This window comes from Acinetobacter sp. NEB 394 (assembly GCF_013374795.1).
Lineage (GTDB): Bacteria > Pseudomonadota > Gammaproteobacteria > Pseudomonadales > Moraxellaceae > Acinetobacter > Acinetobacter johnsonii.
In genome coordinates this window covers 2,668,170-2,684,889 of the sequence record NZ_CP055277.1, presented here as the reverse complement: position 1 = coordinate 2,684,889, position 16,720 = coordinate 2,668,170, and the positions used below count along the sequence as shown (strand labels likewise).

The following is a 16,720-nucleotide window of genomic DNA, read 5'->3' as shown; positions in this document are numbered from 1 at the left end:
ATTTAAGCTTATATTGAAGATGACAAATGTGAAAATAGGTCAGTATATGATTTCAGATATACAAGCAAAGTATGATCAACTCAGCTCCGCGCAAAAAGATATTTTTGCGGGCTATGGTTTGCGTCAGGTCAAACACTTTGTTGAAATTAGTTTAGCCAATATTGAGCCTGTACTGCCTGAAAATGCATTTGTTCAAGGCGTCAATGCAGCAGGTAAAGTTCAGGCTTTTAATGCAGAGACTGGGCAATACTATTTATGGATTTCTGATTTACAGTGGCAAGTGACTGCACAGCCCTCAAATAGCATTGATTTAAAAGACGACTTTCTTGAAGTCTGGAAACTTTTTAATCTTGGACAATATGAATTGATTGATTTAAGTCATATTCATCGTGATTTTTTAGAAAGTCAGTTGGCTTAATGGCATAGAGTGTATGTCGAAGCAGTGGGCTATTTTGGTCGAGTTTAGGATGATTAAAATAGCCACGATGTTGCATGCCGAGACGTTTCATTACCGCTTCAGAATCCCTATTTTGAACTGCGGTAAAAGCAACAACTTCATCCAGTTTTAAAACCGAAAAAGCAAAATATAGACAAGCCTGTGCAGCTTCTGTGGCATAACCCTGATGCCAAAACTTCGAGTCCAATCGCCAACCAATTTCGACACAGGGTGAAAAATCAAAGCACTCAGGTTGAGCATGTAAGCCTGTAAATCCAATGAACTCCTGACTATGCTTCAGTTCGACTGCCCAAAAGCCCCAACTATTTTGATTGATGAATTGCTGAAACGTTTGCGCAAGGGCATCGCTTTCTGTTTGCGTGAGTGGACTAGGAAAATAACGCATCACTTGAGCATCGGCATTTAGCTGCGCAAATGCAGGAAAGTCATCTGCGCGCCAAGCTCTTAGACGTAAACGCGCGGTTTCTATCGCAAAATTTAAATGCGCTGACATTAGATTTCATCAAGCGGGAGTTGGAAACTTTGTTTAATGATTTGACTTGGTAAGTCTGTTTTGACACTGGTAATGCCATTCTTTTTGGTCAAATGTGTGGATTGGAACTCGCGATAGCTTTCTAAATCAGGCACTACAACTTTCAGCATTGCATCGCATTCCCCTAAAATAATGTAGCATTCCATGACTTGAGGGAGCTCTTTCATGGCCTCAATAAAGGTGTCGATAGTTTCGGCATCTTGACCGACCAGCCAAATACGCGAGAACAGAATCAGTTGAAGGCCAATTTTTTGTGGATCGACCACTGTAGTATAATTTTGAATAACACCTGCTTCTTCTAATAGTTTGACGCGTCTTAGGCACGAAGACGGAGATAGACCGATTTCTCGTGCTAAGTCATTATTTTGAATGCGGCCATTGTCTTGTAAGTGGCGAATGATATTTTTATCAATACGGTCAAGTTTTATGCGCACAGACTTTGGTGATTGTTTCATATCTTAGAATATAATTTGAAAAATACGTTTTATTATAGAATAAATTGAAAGCCAATTTTGTATTATTTCACACATACTAATTTTCACTTTCTAATGGATGAAAGGGGAAAGGAAATGTCTGTATATGTACTCTTTGCACTGACCGTGTTGCCGCTGATTTTTACACCTGGGCCAGATATGTTATTTATTCTGTCTCAAGTTATGGGCAAAGATGCAAAAGCAGGCATGATGGCGACTATCGGCGTATGTACAGGCTATTTACTACATTCAATTTTAGTGGCTTTGGGTATTGCTGCCATTATTGTGTCTTTCCCGCTTTTATTTGAAACCATCCGCTGGTTGGGCATTGCATATTTGTTGTATTTGGCCTTTGGTTTATTAAAGTCGGTTTTTAGCACTAAAAAATTGCAACTAGACCGAAAAACGGAAAATAACCCGATCAAAAAAGGCTTTTTTACCGCACTGTTAAATCCTAAAGGTATGCTTATCTATTTTGCAATCTTGCCACAATTTATCGATAAATCTGCCAACACTGTCAGTCAAGGTTTGATTTTATCTTTACTCTTTATCGCGATGATTTTTGTGGTCTACTGCAGTTTGAGTCTGATTTTTGCAAAACTGACACAGAAGGCCCCAATAGATGAACGTAAGCAAAAATGGATTGATGGCACTTCAGGTGGGCTGTTGGCATTGGCCGCGACATGGCTGATTGCGAATTAAACTGAGAGAAGCATGTCAGAATGGCATGCTTTTTTTTTGAGGAAGTTTTTAAGATCGCCTAATAAACCAGCAATATTGTGTCATCGTATGTCTAGAATAATGAGTATTTGAATCTAAGGCTGTCTGATCTATCTTAAATGACAGATTTATGAAGCCTGATAAAGATGTGAACAGACAGTCAATAATCTATTTAATGGTGAATATTAGAGAAAAGAAATCAAATCTTTGAATAATGTAAATCAGCTAAAAATATAATAAAAATCATAACTTAATCTGAGTGCGATTTTGTGCAAATATAGTGCGTACAAAAAAGTATGAACGCGTCGTTCAGCTAAATTTACGCATTTTTACAGCTCTTTGGTGAATTGTGACTTGACCGAAATGCCATACACATTGCAAGATAGGGCACCTAAAAAAATTTAAGTGAAGAGTTAAACTAACTTTTCTCAACATTTACATTTGCTAAAACAGCCGAGGATTACATGAAGGCTCTTGTTGCTGTAAAACGTGTGGTTGATGCCAACGTTAAAGTTCGCGTTAAGCCGGACAACAGTGGTGTTGACTTAACCAACGTTAAAATGTCAATTAACCCATTCTGTGAAATCGCAGTGGAAGAAGCGGTTCGCTTAAAAGAAAAAGGAACTGTTTCAGAAATCATCGTAGTTTCTATTGGTCCTAAAGAAGCGCAAGAGCAAATCCGTTCTGCAATGGCGCTTGGTGCTGACCGCGGTATTTTAGTTGAAGCTGATGACAGCCAACTGGGTGCTTTAGAAATTGCGAAAGTGTTGAAAGGCGTTGTTGACGCTGAACAACCTCAGTTGATTCTTCTTGGTAAGCAAGCAATTGATGATGACTCTAACCAAGTTGGCCAAATGCTTGGTGCGCTTCTAGGTGCAGGTCAAGGTACTTTTGCTTCTGAAGTTAAAGTTGATGGCGACAAAGTACAAGTAACTCGTGAAATCGACGGTGGTTTACAAACTGTTGAACTTGCACTTCCAGCGATCATCACCACTGACTTACGTTTGAACGAGCCACGTTATGCTGCTCTTCCAAACATCATGAAAGCGCGTAAAAAACCGCTGGATACGAAGTCTCCTGCTGATTTTGGTGTTTCTACGACAACTAAACTTAAAACAGTTAAAGTTGAAGCGCCTGCTGAACGTAAAGCAGGCGTACAAGTGAAGTCTGTAGACGAACTTGTAGAAAAACTAAAAAATGAAGCGAAAGTGATCTAATACAGAAGGATAAAATCATGAGTATTTTAGTTATCGCTGAGCACGACAACAAAGCACTAAATGGTGCAACTTTAAACGTTGTTGCTGCAGCTCAAAAAATCGGTGGTGATATCACTGTATTAGTTGCTGGTTCTGGCGCTCAAGCTGTTGCTGATGCTGCTGCAAAAGTTGCGGGTGTAAGCAAAGTATTACTTGCTGACAATGCAGTTTACGCAAACCAATTGGCTGAAAACGTTGCAGCTTTGGTTGCAGATATTGCTAAAGGTGGTTTCAAACACGTATTGGCTGCATCAACTACAACGGGTAAGAATATTCTTCCACGTGTGGCTGCACTTCTTGATGTCAGCATGATTACAGACATCATTGCTGTTGAATCTGCAAATACGTTCAAGCGTCCAATTTACGCAGGCAACGCGATTGCAACAGTTCAGTCTGATGAAGCAATCATTGTTGGTACTGTACGTGGTACAGCATTTGACCCTGTCGCTGCTGAAGGTGGTTCTGCTGCGGTTGAAGCTGTAAGCGAAGCAAAAGATGCTGGTATCTCTAAGTTTGTTGCTGAAGAGATCGTAAAATCTGAACGCCCAGAATTAACTGCTGCGCGTATCGTGGTTTCAGGTGGTCGTGGTGTGGGTTCAGGTGAGAACTACCATACTGTTCTTGATCCGTTGGCTGACAAATTGGGCGCTGCTCAAGGTGCATCACGTGCTGCGGTTGACGCTGGCTTCGTTCCAAACGACATGCAAGTAGGCCAAACAGGTAAAATTGTTGCGCCTGATCTGTATATCGCTGTAGGTATCTCTGGTGCGATCCAGCACTTGGCAGGTATGAAAGACTCTAAAGTGATCGTTGCGATCAACAAAGACGAAGAAGCACCGATCAATGCAGTTGCTGACTACTGGTTAGTAGGTGATTTGAATACCGTTGTTCCGGAGTTAGTATCTAAAATCTAATTCCTGACAACGTTTCAAAAAAACGCTTTTGTGCAAGCAGTTTAAGCAATGCTTAACTGCCATGTGCAGGAGCGTTTTTTTATGCGCGTAAATCATTCTCAATATTATAAAAAATCAAAATCACTTGATATTTATTTTGTTATTTTAAGTCCTTGTATTCTGAAAATAATAATGAAAATTTAAGCATTTCTTAAGATGAGTATGCATCTGAATATTCAGATTTATGATACTATTTGCCATCCATTTTTAAGCTTAACTTACATAAAACTTTTTTTGTTAAGTTAGGGGTTGTAATCTTGCTGATTGATACTCGCGTATCTTGGTCTGTTCTGATCCTTGCTGTTCTGTGTTTAATCTTTCCATTTTTAGCTGATCTACAGTTTCCACTTTTAGGTGTTGCTGTTGTACGTGGCGTGGAAAATATTCAAGCGTTACTTTTATTGATATTTGCTGTATTTAGTTATTTTTACATGCAACCGATGCGTCTGCCTGAGGGTAAAAAGTATTTTTGGATTTGAGCTGTACTGTGGTGGTTGCTTCTATTTGGGCGTAGCACCAGTTGGGGCAGAGACTATTTTCCTGAAGTCCCAAAAGTATATTTTCATGGCATCTCGATGGTTTTGATTGGTTCAGTCGTATTTATGTTGTTGGTTAAACCATTGCGCCATGAGATTGCGATAAAAATGAAGAGCATGACGATCCCTGCTTGGGCAATGCTGCTCACGGTGTTGGGTTTGATTATTTCTGACGGCATTGAGCACAGCCGCATTTATGGTGGAATTTTCTTACATCAGATTGCTTATAAAGACCTTATGGAAGAGCTGTATGAGTTTCCTTTAATACTGGGTTTGTTTATGGTTGCATTTCATATTATGCAGCGCGATAAGCAAGGGATCGATCAGTAAGTCCAAAGATAGGCAAGACATGGCTTAAAGCTCTCAAAAATGAGGGCTTTTTTGCATTTTATGCAACGCTGATGGGGAATGTGATGGAGCTGTAAATGTACATCCTATACATGTGTAAAAAATAACCCCTAAATTAAAGAAAATTAACGAGATTAACTGTGGTGACGTGCCACAAAAATCAGAGTGTTTATGCTATAATTTATGGCTATATTTCAGTTTTTAGTTCAGTATTTTGAACTAATAATTTTGCAAGTTTTACGACATATAAATGCAAGCGGTTTTACGTTTGTAGAATAAGGAGTATGCATGAGCGTATCGGAAATCAGACCGATTGCGATTGAGGATGAACTCAAGAACTCGTATCTTGACTATGCAATGAGCGTGATTGTTTCTCGTGCTTTGCCAGATGTTCGAGATGGTCTAAAACCTGTTCATCGTCGTGTGCTTTATGCAATGCACGAATTGGGTAATGACTACAACAAAGCTTATAAAAAGTCTGCCCGCGTGGTTGGTGATGTGATCGGTAAATATCACCCACACGGTGATTCTGCTGTTTATGAAACCATTGTTCGTATGGCTCAAGACTTTAGCTTGCGTTATCAATTGGTTGATGGTCAGGGGAACTTTGGTTCGGTCGATGGCGATAGCGCAGCTGCGATGCGTTATACCGAAGTTCGTATGCGTAAGTTGACTCATGAGATTCTTGCCGATCTTGAAAAAGATACGGTGGATTGGGAAGACAACTACGACGGCTCTGAACGTATTCCGCAAGTGATGCCAACGCGTATTCCTAACTTACTGATTAACGGTACTACAGGTATTGCTGTGGGTATGGCGACCAATATGGCGCCGCACAACATGACTGAAGTCGTGAACGCTTGTTTGGCCTATGCTGAAAACCCAAATATTTCAATTGAAGGATTGATGGAATATATTTCGGGTCCAGACTTTCCTACAGGTGGCATTATTTACGGTAAAGCGGGCATTGTTGATGCTTACCGTACGGGTAAAGGTCGTTTGCATATTCGTGGTAAATACCACTTTGAAGAAGACCAAAAAACAGGTCGTACCACGATCGTTTTCACAGAAATTCCATATCAAGTCAACAAAGCGAAAACCATTGAACGTATTGCTGAGTTGGTGAAAGAGAAAAAACTGGAAGGCATTTCTGAGCTACGTGATGAATCTGACAAAGACGGGATGCGTATTGCCATTGACTTAAAGCGTGGTGAAAACGCTGAAGTTGTGGTAAATAACTTATTCCAAAACACGCAGTTGGAAAACTCTTTCAGCATTAACATGGTGTGCTTAGACAACGGCCAGCCAAAGTTAATGAACTTGAAAGACATTGTTGCGGCATTTATTCGTCACCGCCAAGAAGTAGTGACGCGTCGTACCATGTTTGAATTGCGCAAAGCACGTGAGCGCGGCCATATTTTAGAAGGTTTGACGGTAGCATTAGCAAATATTGATGCGATCATTGAAACCATTAAAACTTCTGCAAACCCAGCTGAGGCGCGTGAGCGTTTACAAGCAGGTGAGTGGGCAGCTGGGAATGTAATTGCACTGCTTGAAAAAGCAGGTTCTGTTTCTGTACGTCCCGACGAAATTGAAGGTGAAGACTCAAGTCGTCCGTTTGGTTTAGATGGTCAGATATATCGTTTATCGCCTGCGCAAGTTGGTGCGATTCTTGAACTTCGTTTGCACCGTTTAACGGGTCTTGAACAAGACAAGTTACAAGCTGAATATACTGAAATTTTAGGTCAAATTACTGAACTCACAGCGATTTTAAATGACTTCAATTTATTGATGGGCGTGATTAAAGAAGAGTTAGCTTTAATTTTGCAACAATATGGTGATGCTCGTCGTACTGCAATTGTTGAGTCTCGTATTGACTTCTCTCGTGAAGATTTAATTCCTGAAGAGCAAGTGGTACTGACTGTTTCAAAAACAGGTTATGCGAAAACACAACCGCTTTCAGACTATGCTGCGCAGCGTCGTGGTGGACGTGGTAAATCTGCAACCTCAATGAAAGAAGATGACTACATCCAGCATCTGATTGTGACCTCTAACCATGCCACAGTGTTGTGCTTTACCAATGTTGGTAAAGTCTATCGCCTGAGAGTGTTTGAAGTGCCTCAAGCATCGCGTGGTTCAAAAGGTCGCCCAATGGTGAACTTATTGCCACTGGATGCCGATGAGACAATCACAGCAATTCTTCCTGTGATTGATGCGCCGAAGAAATTTAAAGAACGCTTAGCTGAGTTCAAAAACTTTGTGCGTAGCAATGTCGCGACATTACGTGAAAATAGTATGATCGACGCGCATTATGAAGCGTTAAAAGCTTCATTCGATGAGTTGGCTGAAGATGCTGATGAACTTTCTGATGCATTACGTAAGCAATTGAAAGAGTTGGGTGTTGAGCTTTCAACAACTGATTTGGACAATGAAACGGTTGTTGAATTTGCTGATCTTGCAGAGAAAATGCGTAAGAACTTCTTTGTATTTATGGCAACAGCATCTGGTACAGTCAAGCGTGTTGAATTAGAGCAATTTAGTAATGTTCGTTCAAATGGTTTACGTGCAATTGAGCTGAAAGAAGAAGATACCTTGATTGGTGTTGCAATCACCGATGGCGAACAGCAAATTATGTTGTTCTCAAATGAAGGTAAAGCAATCCGCTTCTCTGAAACTGATGCACGTGTGATGGGACGTACTGCAAAAGGGGTGCGTGGTATGCGTGTCACTTTAGCTGCAGCCCAGGCCGAAGATGATGTTGAAACTGACACAGATTCAGAGGATGAAGAATCTTCTGATTTAAATGTGGCGAGCCGTATTGTTTCATTAGTTGTTGTACCTGAAACTGGCGAAGTACTGTGTGCTTCTGCAAATGGTTATGGTAAACGTACGCCAGTTGATGACTTCCCAACCAAGAAACGTGGTGGTAAAGGTGTTATTGCCATCAAAACATCTGAACGTAACGGTGAGTTGGTCGGTGCGGTTGCCATTGATGAATCTAAAGAGCTGATGTTGATTTCTGATGGCGGTACTTTAGTTCGTACTCGTGCCTCTGAAGTTGCTAGAACAGGGCGTAATGCACAAGGTGTACGTCTGATTCGTTTAGGTAATGAAGAGATCTTGGTCGGTGTCGTTGCTGTTGAAGCAGTTGAAGTCGAAGATGATATTTTAGATGCTTCTATTGAAACAACTGAAGAAACTGTGGTTGACGAAGTAAATGTAGATGCATCTGAAAATACAACAGATACCAATACATCGAACGAAGACTAACTGAATGAAAAAGAAAAGGGCGCTTCGGCGTCCTTTTTCATATTGGCGATGACCTAGTGGTGGATAAGATTTTATGAAAGCAAAATTACTGGTTTTGAGTTGTGCGTTGGCTTTAACAGCGTGTGATAAATTGGGGCAACAGGCATTGGATTCGATTCCAAATCCGAGTCCTGCTCAAGAGAAAGTGGCTCAGCAAGCTTATCAAGCCTTTACTCAGGGGGATTTTCCGCAGCTCTATACTTATTTTGAGCCAGAGTTACAGCGTGAATTTAAAACTCATGAAAAAGACATGCGCAAATTTGCAAAATCGATTCCTAAACAAGCCATAACGACTCAAAAAATTGTATCGAAACACATTGAAAAGTCGACGGAAAAACCAAGTTTGTATGCAGTTACCTATGAGTATGCTTATAGCAATAAAAACCTAGTTCAATACGATGTTGGTTTTGATAAAGCAGGCGGAAACACAAAAATTCGCAGCTTTGATGTCAAACTTTATGGGGCCTCAACGGATTAAATTGGTAGGATTGTTATCAATACGTTCTAAAATTTAGCGATGCTTGAGACGCCAATAAGCAAATGCTGCGCACGCTATACCAAACACAAAGAGATAGAGTAGTTTCGGCAGAATAAGTGCAGTTGGTACACCCATTTGGTTCAGTTGAATAAACATTTGAATCCCTTGGGTCGATGGCAAAACATTGCCCAAGTATTGCATCCAAGCGGGCATTGCGGCGTGTGGCCATGCTGTTCCTGAAAGTAGAAATAGCGGAATAGAGGTAAATACAATGACATGTCCTGCACGCTCAGGCATATCGAAAAATGTTGAAATCAACATGCCTAAAGCCACGATACAGCCTATAAAAATCGGCACGGCCAGTAACATGCCACTAAAATTTCCCCCATGTGGGTAGTCATTTAACCAATAAATAAAGCCAAATAAATATAAACAACCGAGCATACCAATGGTCAGAATGGTGCAAAAAATCGCAAAAAATTCCGTCGTCGTTGGTCGCCATTTCTGTTCGCGGTATCCGGCCAATAACATCCCTAAACCGAGCACGATGGTTTGATGAATAATCAGCGGAGCAATAGCAGGGAAAATATAACTGCCATAACCCGACATGGTGTTAAACAGCGGTGTTTGATGAATAGAAATAGCGGGTGAGAAGTGCGCGATATTACCAAATTTTTCCACATGCTCGCGTACAGCATTTTCAATTGAGGTCGCGAGTCCTAATCCAATTTGCTTGGTTTTTAAAAAATTTGCTGCACTGAGATATAGTCCAATTCCACCGACTTCTCCATGCCGAAGACTATTGGAAAGATTCTCAGGTAAAAGCAAAATGCCATCGGCTTGCTGCTGTTTAATCATGTTCTCAGCTTCAAGGAAATTGCCTGTGACAGCTTTAACTTCAACATTTGGACTGAGCGAAACCTGTTGAATAATGTTATTTGTCACAATACTTTGCTCTTCATCCACAATTATAATGGGCAAAGCTTCTGCTTGTTGTGATTTGTAGGCAGTCGGATAGAAAACACTATAGAAAATCACCGAGAGGATGAGCGTGGTTAAAATCGATTGATTAGCGATAATGTCTTTAAATGTCTTGATGTAATAGTGCAAAAATGACTTCATGACACTGCTCCTTTGATTTGTTTTTTGAGGAGCAGGACAGAGGTTACAGTGTAAAAGACCACATAGAGGATAAGTATGAGTAAAGGCAAAAGGGATGAACTGATTGGGCTACCAATGACCCATTGTTCGGTTTGTAGTTTGGCATAAGGTGTGTAAGGGATAATATTGGCCCAAAATTTGGTAAACAGTGGTGCGTTATTTAAGGGGAGGGTCACTCCTGCAAAACTGAGCGAAGAGCCGCCATACACAGCAATTAAACCAAAGGTTTTAGATAAGTTGTTGGTGGCTAAAACAATGGTGCTACTGATCAAGGCATAGGCACTATAAAATAAAAGCTGTCCCAACATAATCAACCAAAGTTGACCTGCGACAAACCAACCGCGAATCTCAATCAGCCAAAACATCCACGCCCATGTCCATAAGCTAAAAATTAGAACATAGGTCAGATTCTTAGAGAGGATAGCTTTAAAAGCGGATTGATTGTTTAGCCAGTTTTGCGTTGTATGAAACTTAAATTCTTGACCGACTGAAAATGCGACACAACAGCAGAGCAATAAATGCAAAATCGCAGGAATCATAAAGGGTTCTAAATAGAACTCATAACTCAAATTTGGGTTGTATAAGGTCGAAATTTTAACGTGTGGTGTAGGTACATCTAAATAAGGAATAGTATTTTCTAAATAGCTTTCACCAGCATAGTCTGCCATGGCTTCAACTGTGCTGAGTAACATGGCTGATGAAATGGTGTTCCCCACACTAAAGTAACTTTGGTTATAGGCAATGCTGATTTCAGCATCTTTAGCTTGAACAAAACGTTGTTCGGCGCCATTGGGGATACTGACGTAACCCCAAACTTTGGTTTGGTTCAGCAGCTTTTCAACTTCGGTATTTTGATCACTGACGATGGCGACATCTAAGGTATGGTTGAGTCTTAAGTAGCGCTGTATGTTTTGGCTTAGCTCACTTTGGTCTTGGTCAATAATCGCAATAGGCAAATGTTCAGGCTTGCCTTGGGCAAACATGCTGGAAAACAGCACGATAATAAACAGTGGGGCAAGCGTGACTAAACATAGATCCCACTTATGTTTGAGTAAATAGTTCAGTTCCCGCAGTAGCCCGCTTAGCATTATTTGCTCTCTTTGACTTTAAACAACACACTCATGCCAACTTTTAGGTCTGGAATGGCTTGCGCAGGCGTCAAATGAACTTTAAAGCTACGAATGTCATAGCCTCCGGTTTGGCGTGTGGTCTTAATGGTGGCAAATTCGCCTTCGGCATCAATATTCTTAATATTAAAGTTGGTATGTAGGTTTAAGGCTGGAATAAAGCCTTAAATTTGTTTTGCCTGATAGATGTTGGCATATTGGTCTTCACGAATATTCAGTGATACCCAAAGCTCGCGATCTTGAATAATACTCACAATCGGTACACCCATTGCTACCAATTCAGAGGGTTTGCCATAAGTTTTAGAGACAGTACCGTCAATGGGTGAGAGTAGTTTGGTTTCAGCTTCAAGTGCATTGACTTCAGCAACAGCTGCTTTTGCAATTTGCACTTGCGCATCTGCTGAACTTTTTTGCTGTGGGGTGCTGCCACGTTCAGCCCGAGCATATTGTTGATATGCCGCTTCTGTCATTTGAGCAGCTGATTGCGCCGCAGCATGCATTTCATCACGACGTTGGCGCGAGATGACACCTTGTTGGTACAAGTTTGCACCACGTTGATAGGTGGTTTGTGCCAAAGTTTGCTGTGCTTTCAGTGCTTGCCAGTTGGCGTATAAACTCGCAATATTTTCTTCCTGAGAGCCACGATCAGCGGTGGACTGGAGTGCTAAAGCAGCCTGTAAGCTGGCCAATGCTTGCTGTTTTTTGGCATCGACTTCAGGGCTATACAGTCGAACGAGTTCTTGGTTTTTGCTGATCTTCTGTCCGTCATGTACATAAATCTCATCAATTCGGCTCGGTACTTTGGTACTGACATGGATCGTTTCTGCCTCAACCCGACCTTGGATTTCAACCGTTTTTGGTTGATAGGCCTTCCACAGTCCAAAAGCAATCACGATGAATAGAATAATAAGAGCGAGTCCCCCAATCAGCTTGATCGCTTTGGACTTTTGCTCGGGGTTTGTATTGGTTGATGCTGGCTCAGTCTGTTCGCTCTCAGTCTGTGCCTGTTCTTGAGTATTATTTGTGGTTAATTCCTCTGTTGATGGCTCCACTTGATCTTCTTGTTTTTCAGGTTTTTGCGGATCAGATTGGTTTTGATCTTGATTCATTAAATGGCTCTCATCAAAGAATTAACGAATAAATCGCGTATTGGGTTGCAGAAGATAGGTTTGGAACTGATGGATCGAACCATGACTTTGTAGAAGCGTCGCCAGTGACATGACATATTTATAGGCATTCAGTGCGGTTTCTGCTTTTAAAGCGCTGAGCATATTTTGTGCATCGATCACTTGGGTCGCTGTTCCCATATCTTCTTTAAAGGACAGTTCTTGTATACGTAAATTTTCTTGCGCTGCTTTTATATTTTGCTGTAATAACTGATCACTTTGCTGCGCTGTGGTGGCTTCGCTATACGATTTATAAATCACATTTTCAATTTCTTGTTTAGTCCGTGCTGTCATCAGTTCAGAAGCGTAGCGTTGTAACTCTGCTGCTTGGACATTTTTGTTTTTATCAATGCCTGAGAACAGATTGTACTGTGCGGCTAAGCCAACGATCCAGTTATTTTTATCGTCCAGACTGTATTCACCAAAGGCAAAAATATGTGGTTTCTTGGTGGCGTTTTGTGCGGTGACATTGGCTTGTGCCAATTGAGTGTCCATTTGCAGTTTTTGTACTAAAGCCGATTGATCTGCATATGACTTGAGTAGGGTATTTAAATCTTGGTTTTGGGTACTGTTAATAAAGAGTGGTGTGGTGAGCTCAGTAATTTGGCTGCTTTGTAAAAGGTTATTCAGTTGAAATAAACTGGCTTTTAAATTGGCCTGACTGGCTTGCTCATTGCGCTGTGCATTGTTTTTTGCCACTTCAAATTGCATGCGCTGGCCTTTACTAATAAAGCCCTGTTGTTCAAGTTTAAGTGCATTGTCATAGTGTTTTTGCATTGCATGCCAATTATATTGGCTAGACGTGAGCAACTGTTTTTGCAGTTGAACATTGAAATAGGCTTGAATCAGCTCAAAGCGTTGTAGGTCTTGCTGTTGTTTTGTATTGAGTTCGCTACGTTTTACTTTGATATTGGCGACTTGTTTCGCACTTGAGGTTAACCCACCTGTATAAAGCGGCATCATTGCAGAAATGGTTGGGCGTATGACTTGATCTTCTAAGGTAATTTGAGAGTTATCTGGAATAAGCCCGACACCATTATGGATGGTTTGATCAATACCTTCTTTTAAAGGGTCAGAAATATTAGGTGGCAGATTTTGTTGATTTATACGGTCATTAATGTTTTGAGAAAGTGTGTGTTCTAAATTATTTTTGAGTGCACCAAGTGGGACATCCAGCTCATTATGAAAAGCATAGGTACGTACGTTCAGATCGATACGGGGTAACCCCAAACCTTTGACCGCTTCAGCTTCTAGTTTTGAGGCTTGTTGTAAGGCTTGTGTGGCCTGTGTGCTATACGAGTCTTGTAACACACTTTGCTCAGCTTGTTGATAGCTGATAGATGCAGCAAAAGTTGTCGAGCTGATTCCGAGACTGAGACCGAACATGCTTAATGATAAGATTGATGGCAGTGATGTACGCAATAAGTATTTGTTGGCTAGTGTATTAAGCATGTTGAATAGTCTTTGTGGCATGAGCACGACTCTTTTCTATGTTTTCTCTGTACACGACAAATTTCACAGAACCCTTATCCTATCAGGATTCTGCCTTCTTAAAATTGCCAAAATTTCCTTAAACTCTTCTTTTTTCCCAAAACCAATTAAACGCTGAATCGCCATTTGAACATAGTCTAAACCATAGCGAAATAAACTCATTGAGAGTCGTCCATGCTTCTTTATTTTTATCGCTTTTTTTTGATCATGTTGCCATTCACCCGTTAAGTAACACCAACAGAAGCTTATAGCTAACACCGCAATCAATTTTTTCACTCGTCTAGCGTCTGTCAAGCGCGTATTTTCAAGATTAAACCCGCGTCCTTTGAGACAACTGAATAAGGTTTCAATTTCCCAGCGTAATGCATAATCCTGAATAGCATTGGCATTAAACTGAGGAGAAACGACGAGTAAAAGCTCTCCATTTTCTAACTGTAGTGCACTTATATATAGTTTCACCCGACCAACCAAAATCCGTCGTTTACGACATTCAATTTGACCAACTTTAAGATGGCGAAATAAATCACTAATTTTATGATTCTTTCCTAAATGATTGGTGACAATGAAGTTTTTTTAACACGAATGCAGAAGTTGATGTCTTGTTCAATTAACCATGTAAACCACTGCTCACCGATAAACTCTCTGTCTGCGAACACATTCACAATACGGTCTTTACCAAAAATGGCTATAAAGCGTTGAATCAAAGCAATACGCTCTTTCGTATCTGAATTTCCACGTTTATTAAGCAATGTCCAAAGGATAGGTATCGCTATTCCACGATAAACGATTGCGAGCATCAGGATATTAATATTTCGTTTTCCCCATTTCCAATTGGTTCTATCTAAAGTCAGTTGCACTTGGTCGAATGAAAACATATTGAAAATCAACTGAGAAATTTGACGATAATCAAAATACTGACCTGCAAAGAAGCGCTGCATACGTCGATAAAATGATTGTGGTAAGCACTTGATGGGCAAGGCTTTAGATGCAGAAGAAAGATTACATGTTTGCTTTAAAATAATCACAAGCATGATGAGCGCAAAGCACTTTAAATGTGACTTGTTCCATTTTAGATATTTGTTTAAGATAAGATATAACTCATTGAGATGTGTCATAGTATTCGTCGTTAGAAAACAATTATTATGACATTATTTCAATGAGTTATCTATTTTTGTCGTGTACAGAGCTATGTTTTGCACATTATACGCATAATCTAACTGTTCTGAATGCTGGCTCAGTTACTGAATTGTTTAATTTGCAAATGTATATCAATAGATTAGCGACATTTTTAAGCAAAGGAAATGCTTTCGTTTGAGCTTAGGTGAATGGGAAAGCGCTGCTGTAATTGATTGAGCAGTGCTGAGTTAAAACTGGATCGTTGATCTTGATTGAGTTTTTGACTGTAAAGGTGAGACTACATTGAAATATTTTCAGTTGAATTTACTGCAAGCACTGGCTATCTGTGGTTAAATGCCATCATTTTATTGTGTTTCACTTTGAAAGGAAAAATCATGCGCGCGTACAACTTCTGTGCTGGTCCTGCTGCATTACCTACTGCCGTTTTAGAAAAAGCACAAGCTGAAATGCTTGATTGGCAAGGCAAGGGTCTTTCCATCATGGAAATGAGTCACCGTAGTAAAGACTATGTTGCTGTGGCTGAAAAAGCAGAAGCAGATTTACGTAAACTCATGAACATTCCAGAGAACTATAAAGTCTTGTTCCTTCAAGGTGGTGCTTCACTTCAGTTCTCCGCGATTCCTTTAAATTTGTTGGGTAAAAACAGCAAAGCGGACTATATCCATACTGGAATTTGGTCTGAGAAAGCACTGAAAGAAGCGCAGCGCTATGGCGATATCAACGTCATTGAAGCGGGTACGCAAATTGATGGAAAACTTGCCATTGCAGACTCAAGCACTTGGAACTTATCTCAAGATGCGGCTTATGTGCATTATGTAGACAATGAAACGATTGGTGGTCTTCAGTTTTCGGCTATTCCAGAAACCAATGCGCCATTGGTTGCAGACCTGTCTTCAAGTATTTTGTCTGCACCTGTTGATGTGACTAAATTCGGTATCATCTATGCAGGCGCGCAAAAGAACATTGGCCCAGCGGGTTTAACCTTGGTTATTGTTCGTGAAGATCTGCTAGATCAAGCCAAACCTGAAATTCCAAGCATTTTGAAATACGCTTCGCAAGCGAAGAATGATTCGATGGTCAATACACCATCGACCTATGCTTGGTACTTATCAGGTTTAGTGTTTGAATGGTTGCTTGAACAAGGTGGTGTTGAAGCGATTCATAAAGTGAACCTTGAAAAGGCGAAACTGCTTTATGGTTATATCGATGCAAGCGATTTTTATGCAAACCCAATTGCTGTGCAAAACCGTTCAATTATGAATGTGCCGTTTACTTTGGCGAATCCAGATTTGGAAAAACTTTTCCTGAAAGAAGCTGAAGAAAACCATTTGTTGAACCTTGCGGGTCACCGCTCAGTTGGTGGGATGCGCGCAAGTATTTATAACGCGGTTCCTCTAGAAGGCGTGCAAGCGCTAGTGAACTTTATGGATGATTTTGCGAAACGCAATGCTTAAGTCATAGAGCCAGAAAAGCCAACTTAAAAGTTGTAATGCCAGTCAGTTAAGAAACGGACTGGCATTTTCTTTTGGCTAAACAAAAGAACAGAAAGAACTCCAAAAATTCGATTTGAACAGTA

Annotated in this window: 13 protein-coding genes and 2 pseudogenes; 8 read left to right on the top strand and 7 right to left on the bottom strand. The window is 40.6% G+C overall.

Annotation, left to right across the window (positions count from 1 at the left end; all coding sequences use genetic code 11):
* Positions 1-19 precede the first annotated feature (19 nt).
* Positions 20-418 (top strand): hypothetical protein, encoded by a 399-nt coding sequence (locus tag HUK62_RS12965; protein ID WP_176538060.1) that lies wholly within the window; start codon positions 20-22, stop codon positions 416-418.
* On the opposite strand, the gene HUK62_RS12960 is transcribed toward HUK62_RS12965, so the two are convergent.
* The gene (locus HUK62_RS12960; RefSeq protein ID WP_176538059.1) at positions 345-950 is read right to left on the bottom strand and encodes a GNAT family N-acetyltransferase; all 606 of its coding nucleotides are present in this window, start codon (positions 948-950) and stop codon (positions 345-347) included. The genes HUK62_RS12965 and HUK62_RS12960 overlap by 74 nt on opposite strands.
* On the bottom strand, positions 950-1,444 hold the full coding sequence (locus HUK62_RS12955) for an Lrp/AsnC family transcriptional regulator (protein WP_004695793.1): 495 nt from the start codon (positions 1,442-1,444) through the stop codon (positions 950-952). The genes HUK62_RS12960 and HUK62_RS12955 overlap by 1 nt, the downstream gene beginning before the upstream one ends.
* Positions 1,445-1,558: 114 nt before the next feature.
* Between HUK62_RS12955 and HUK62_RS12950 the strand changes: the two genes are divergently transcribed.
* The 6 genes and pseudogenes from HUK62_RS12950 to HUK62_RS12925 all read left to right on the top strand — a co-directional run bounded on the left by HUK62_RS12950 (position 1,559) and on the right by HUK62_RS12925 (position 9,062).
* Entirely contained in the window at positions 1,559-2,164 is a 606-nt protein-coding gene (locus HUK62_RS12950; RefSeq protein WP_176538058.1) for a LysE family translocator, read from the top strand.
* A 482-nt stretch (positions 2,165-2,646) separates the two neighbouring features.
* Positions 2,647-3,399, top strand: coding sequence for an electron transfer flavoprotein subunit beta/FixA family protein (locus HUK62_RS12945; RefSeq protein WP_005400499.1), 753 nt, complete (start codon positions 2,647-2,649; stop codon positions 3,397-3,399).
* A 17-nt stretch (positions 3,400-3,416) separates the two neighbouring features.
* A complete protein-coding gene (locus HUK62_RS12940; protein ID WP_004982561.1) occupies positions 3,417-4,352 on the top strand; it encodes an FAD-binding protein in 936 nt (311 codons plus the stop codon).
* A gap of 296 nt (positions 4,353-4,648) precedes the next feature.
* Positions 4,649-5,257 (top strand): annotated as a pseudogene (locus HUK62_RS19295) (hypothetical protein).
* A 306-nt stretch (positions 5,258-5,563) separates the two neighbouring features.
* Complete coding sequence (gene gyrA / locus HUK62_RS12930; protein WP_176538057.1) at positions 5,564-8,545, top strand: DNA gyrase subunit A; 2,982 nt, start codon at positions 5,564-5,566, stop codon at positions 8,543-8,545.
* 73 nt (positions 8,546-8,618) lie between these two features.
* Complete coding sequence (locus tag HUK62_RS12925; protein WP_078426457.1) at positions 8,619-9,062, top strand: DUF3887 domain-containing protein; 444 nt, start codon at positions 8,619-8,621, stop codon at positions 9,060-9,062.
* Between the two features lie 33 nt (positions 9,063-9,095).
* Here the strand turns inward: HUK62_RS12925 and HUK62_RS12920 are convergent, their stop codons facing one another.
* The 5 genes and pseudogenes from HUK62_RS12920 to HUK62_RS12900 all read right to left on the bottom strand — a co-directional run bounded on the left by HUK62_RS12920 (position 9,096) and on the right by HUK62_RS12900 (position 15,122).
* The gene (locus HUK62_RS12920) at positions 9,096-10,184 is read right to left on the bottom strand and encodes an ABC transporter permease (protein ID WP_176538056.1); all 1,089 of its coding nucleotides are present in this window, start codon (positions 10,182-10,184) and stop codon (positions 9,096-9,098) included.
* A complete protein-coding gene (locus HUK62_RS12915) occupies positions 10,181-11,311 on the bottom strand; it encodes an ABC transporter permease (protein ID WP_176538055.1) in 1,131 nt (376 codons plus the stop codon). Before HUK62_RS12915 ends, HUK62_RS12920 begins: the two co-directional genes overlap by 4 nt.
* Positions 11,311-12,459 (bottom strand): annotated as a pseudogene (locus HUK62_RS12910) (efflux RND transporter periplasmic adaptor subunit). Before HUK62_RS12910 ends, HUK62_RS12915 begins: the two are co-directional and overlap by 1 nt.
* A 21-nt stretch (positions 12,460-12,480) precedes the next feature.
* On the bottom strand, positions 12,481-13,902 hold the full coding sequence (locus HUK62_RS12905) for a TolC family protein (protein ID WP_228723768.1): 1,422 nt from the start codon (positions 13,900-13,902) through the stop codon (positions 12,481-12,483).
* Between the two features lie 129 nt (positions 13,903-14,031).
* Positions 14,032-15,122 (bottom strand): IS4-like element ISAba1 family transposase gene (locus tag HUK62_RS12900; RefSeq protein WP_176536768.1). Its coding sequence is split into 2 segments (ribosomal slippage): positions 14,032-14,582 and positions 14,582-15,122, totalling 1,092 coding nucleotides; the frame shifts between segments, so codons are not numbered across the junction.
* A 396-nt stretch (positions 15,123-15,518) separates the two neighbouring features.
* Here HUK62_RS12900 and serC point away from each other — a divergent pair.
* Positions 15,519-16,598, top strand: a complete 1,080-nt coding sequence (gene serC / locus HUK62_RS12895) for a 3-phosphoserine/phosphohydroxythreonine transaminase (RefSeq protein WP_010327215.1) — start codon at positions 15,519-15,521, stop codon at positions 16,596-16,598.
* Positions 16,599-16,720 lie beyond the last annotated feature (122 nt).

What these genes read in the sequence shown, in the direction of transcription:
- HUK62_RS12940 (WP_004982561.1), top strand. Translation starts at nt 3,417, where the DNA reads ATGAGTATTTTAGTTATCGCTGAGCACGACAACAAAGCACTAAATGGT.
- gyrA (WP_176538057.1), top strand. Translation starts at nt 5,564, where the DNA reads ATGAGCGTATCGGAAATCAGACCGATTGCGATTGAGGATGAACTCAAG.
- HUK62_RS12905 (WP_228723768.1), bottom strand. Translation starts at nt 13,902, where the DNA reads ATGTTCGGTCTCAGTCTCGGAATCAGCTCGACAACTTTTGCTGCATCT.
- HUK62_RS12945 (WP_005400499.1), top strand. Translation starts at nt 2,647, where the DNA reads ATGAAGGCTCTTGTTGCTGTAAAACGTGTGGTTGATGCCAACGTTAAA.
- HUK62_RS12965 (WP_176538060.1), top strand. Translation starts at nt 20, where the DNA reads ATGACAAATGTGAAAATAGGTCAGTATATGATTTCAGATATACAAGCA.
- HUK62_RS12925 (WP_078426457.1), top strand. Translation starts at nt 8,619, where the DNA reads ATGAAAGCAAAATTACTGGTTTTGAGTTGTGCGTTGGCTTTAACAGCG.
- serC (WP_010327215.1), top strand. Translation starts at nt 15,519, where the DNA reads ATGCGCGCGTACAACTTCTGTGCTGGTCCTGCTGCATTACCTACTGCC.
- HUK62_RS12955 (WP_004695793.1), bottom strand. Translation starts at nt 1,444, where the DNA reads ATGAAACAATCACCAAAGTCTGTGCGCATAAAACTTGACCGTATTGAT.
- HUK62_RS12915 (WP_176538055.1), bottom strand. Translation starts at nt 11,311, where the DNA reads ATGCTAAGCGGGCTACTGCGGGAACTGAACTATTTACTCAAACATAAG.
- HUK62_RS12960 (WP_176538059.1), bottom strand. Translation starts at nt 950, where the DNA reads ATGTCAGCGCATTTAAATTTTGCGATAGAAACCGCGCGTTTACGTCTA.
- HUK62_RS12920 (WP_176538056.1), bottom strand. Translation starts at nt 10,184, where the DNA reads ATGAAGTCATTTTTGCACTATTACATCAAGACATTTAAAGACATTATC.
- HUK62_RS12950 (WP_176538058.1), top strand. Translation starts at nt 1,559, where the DNA reads ATGTCTGTATATGTACTCTTTGCACTGACCGTGTTGCCGCTGATTTTT.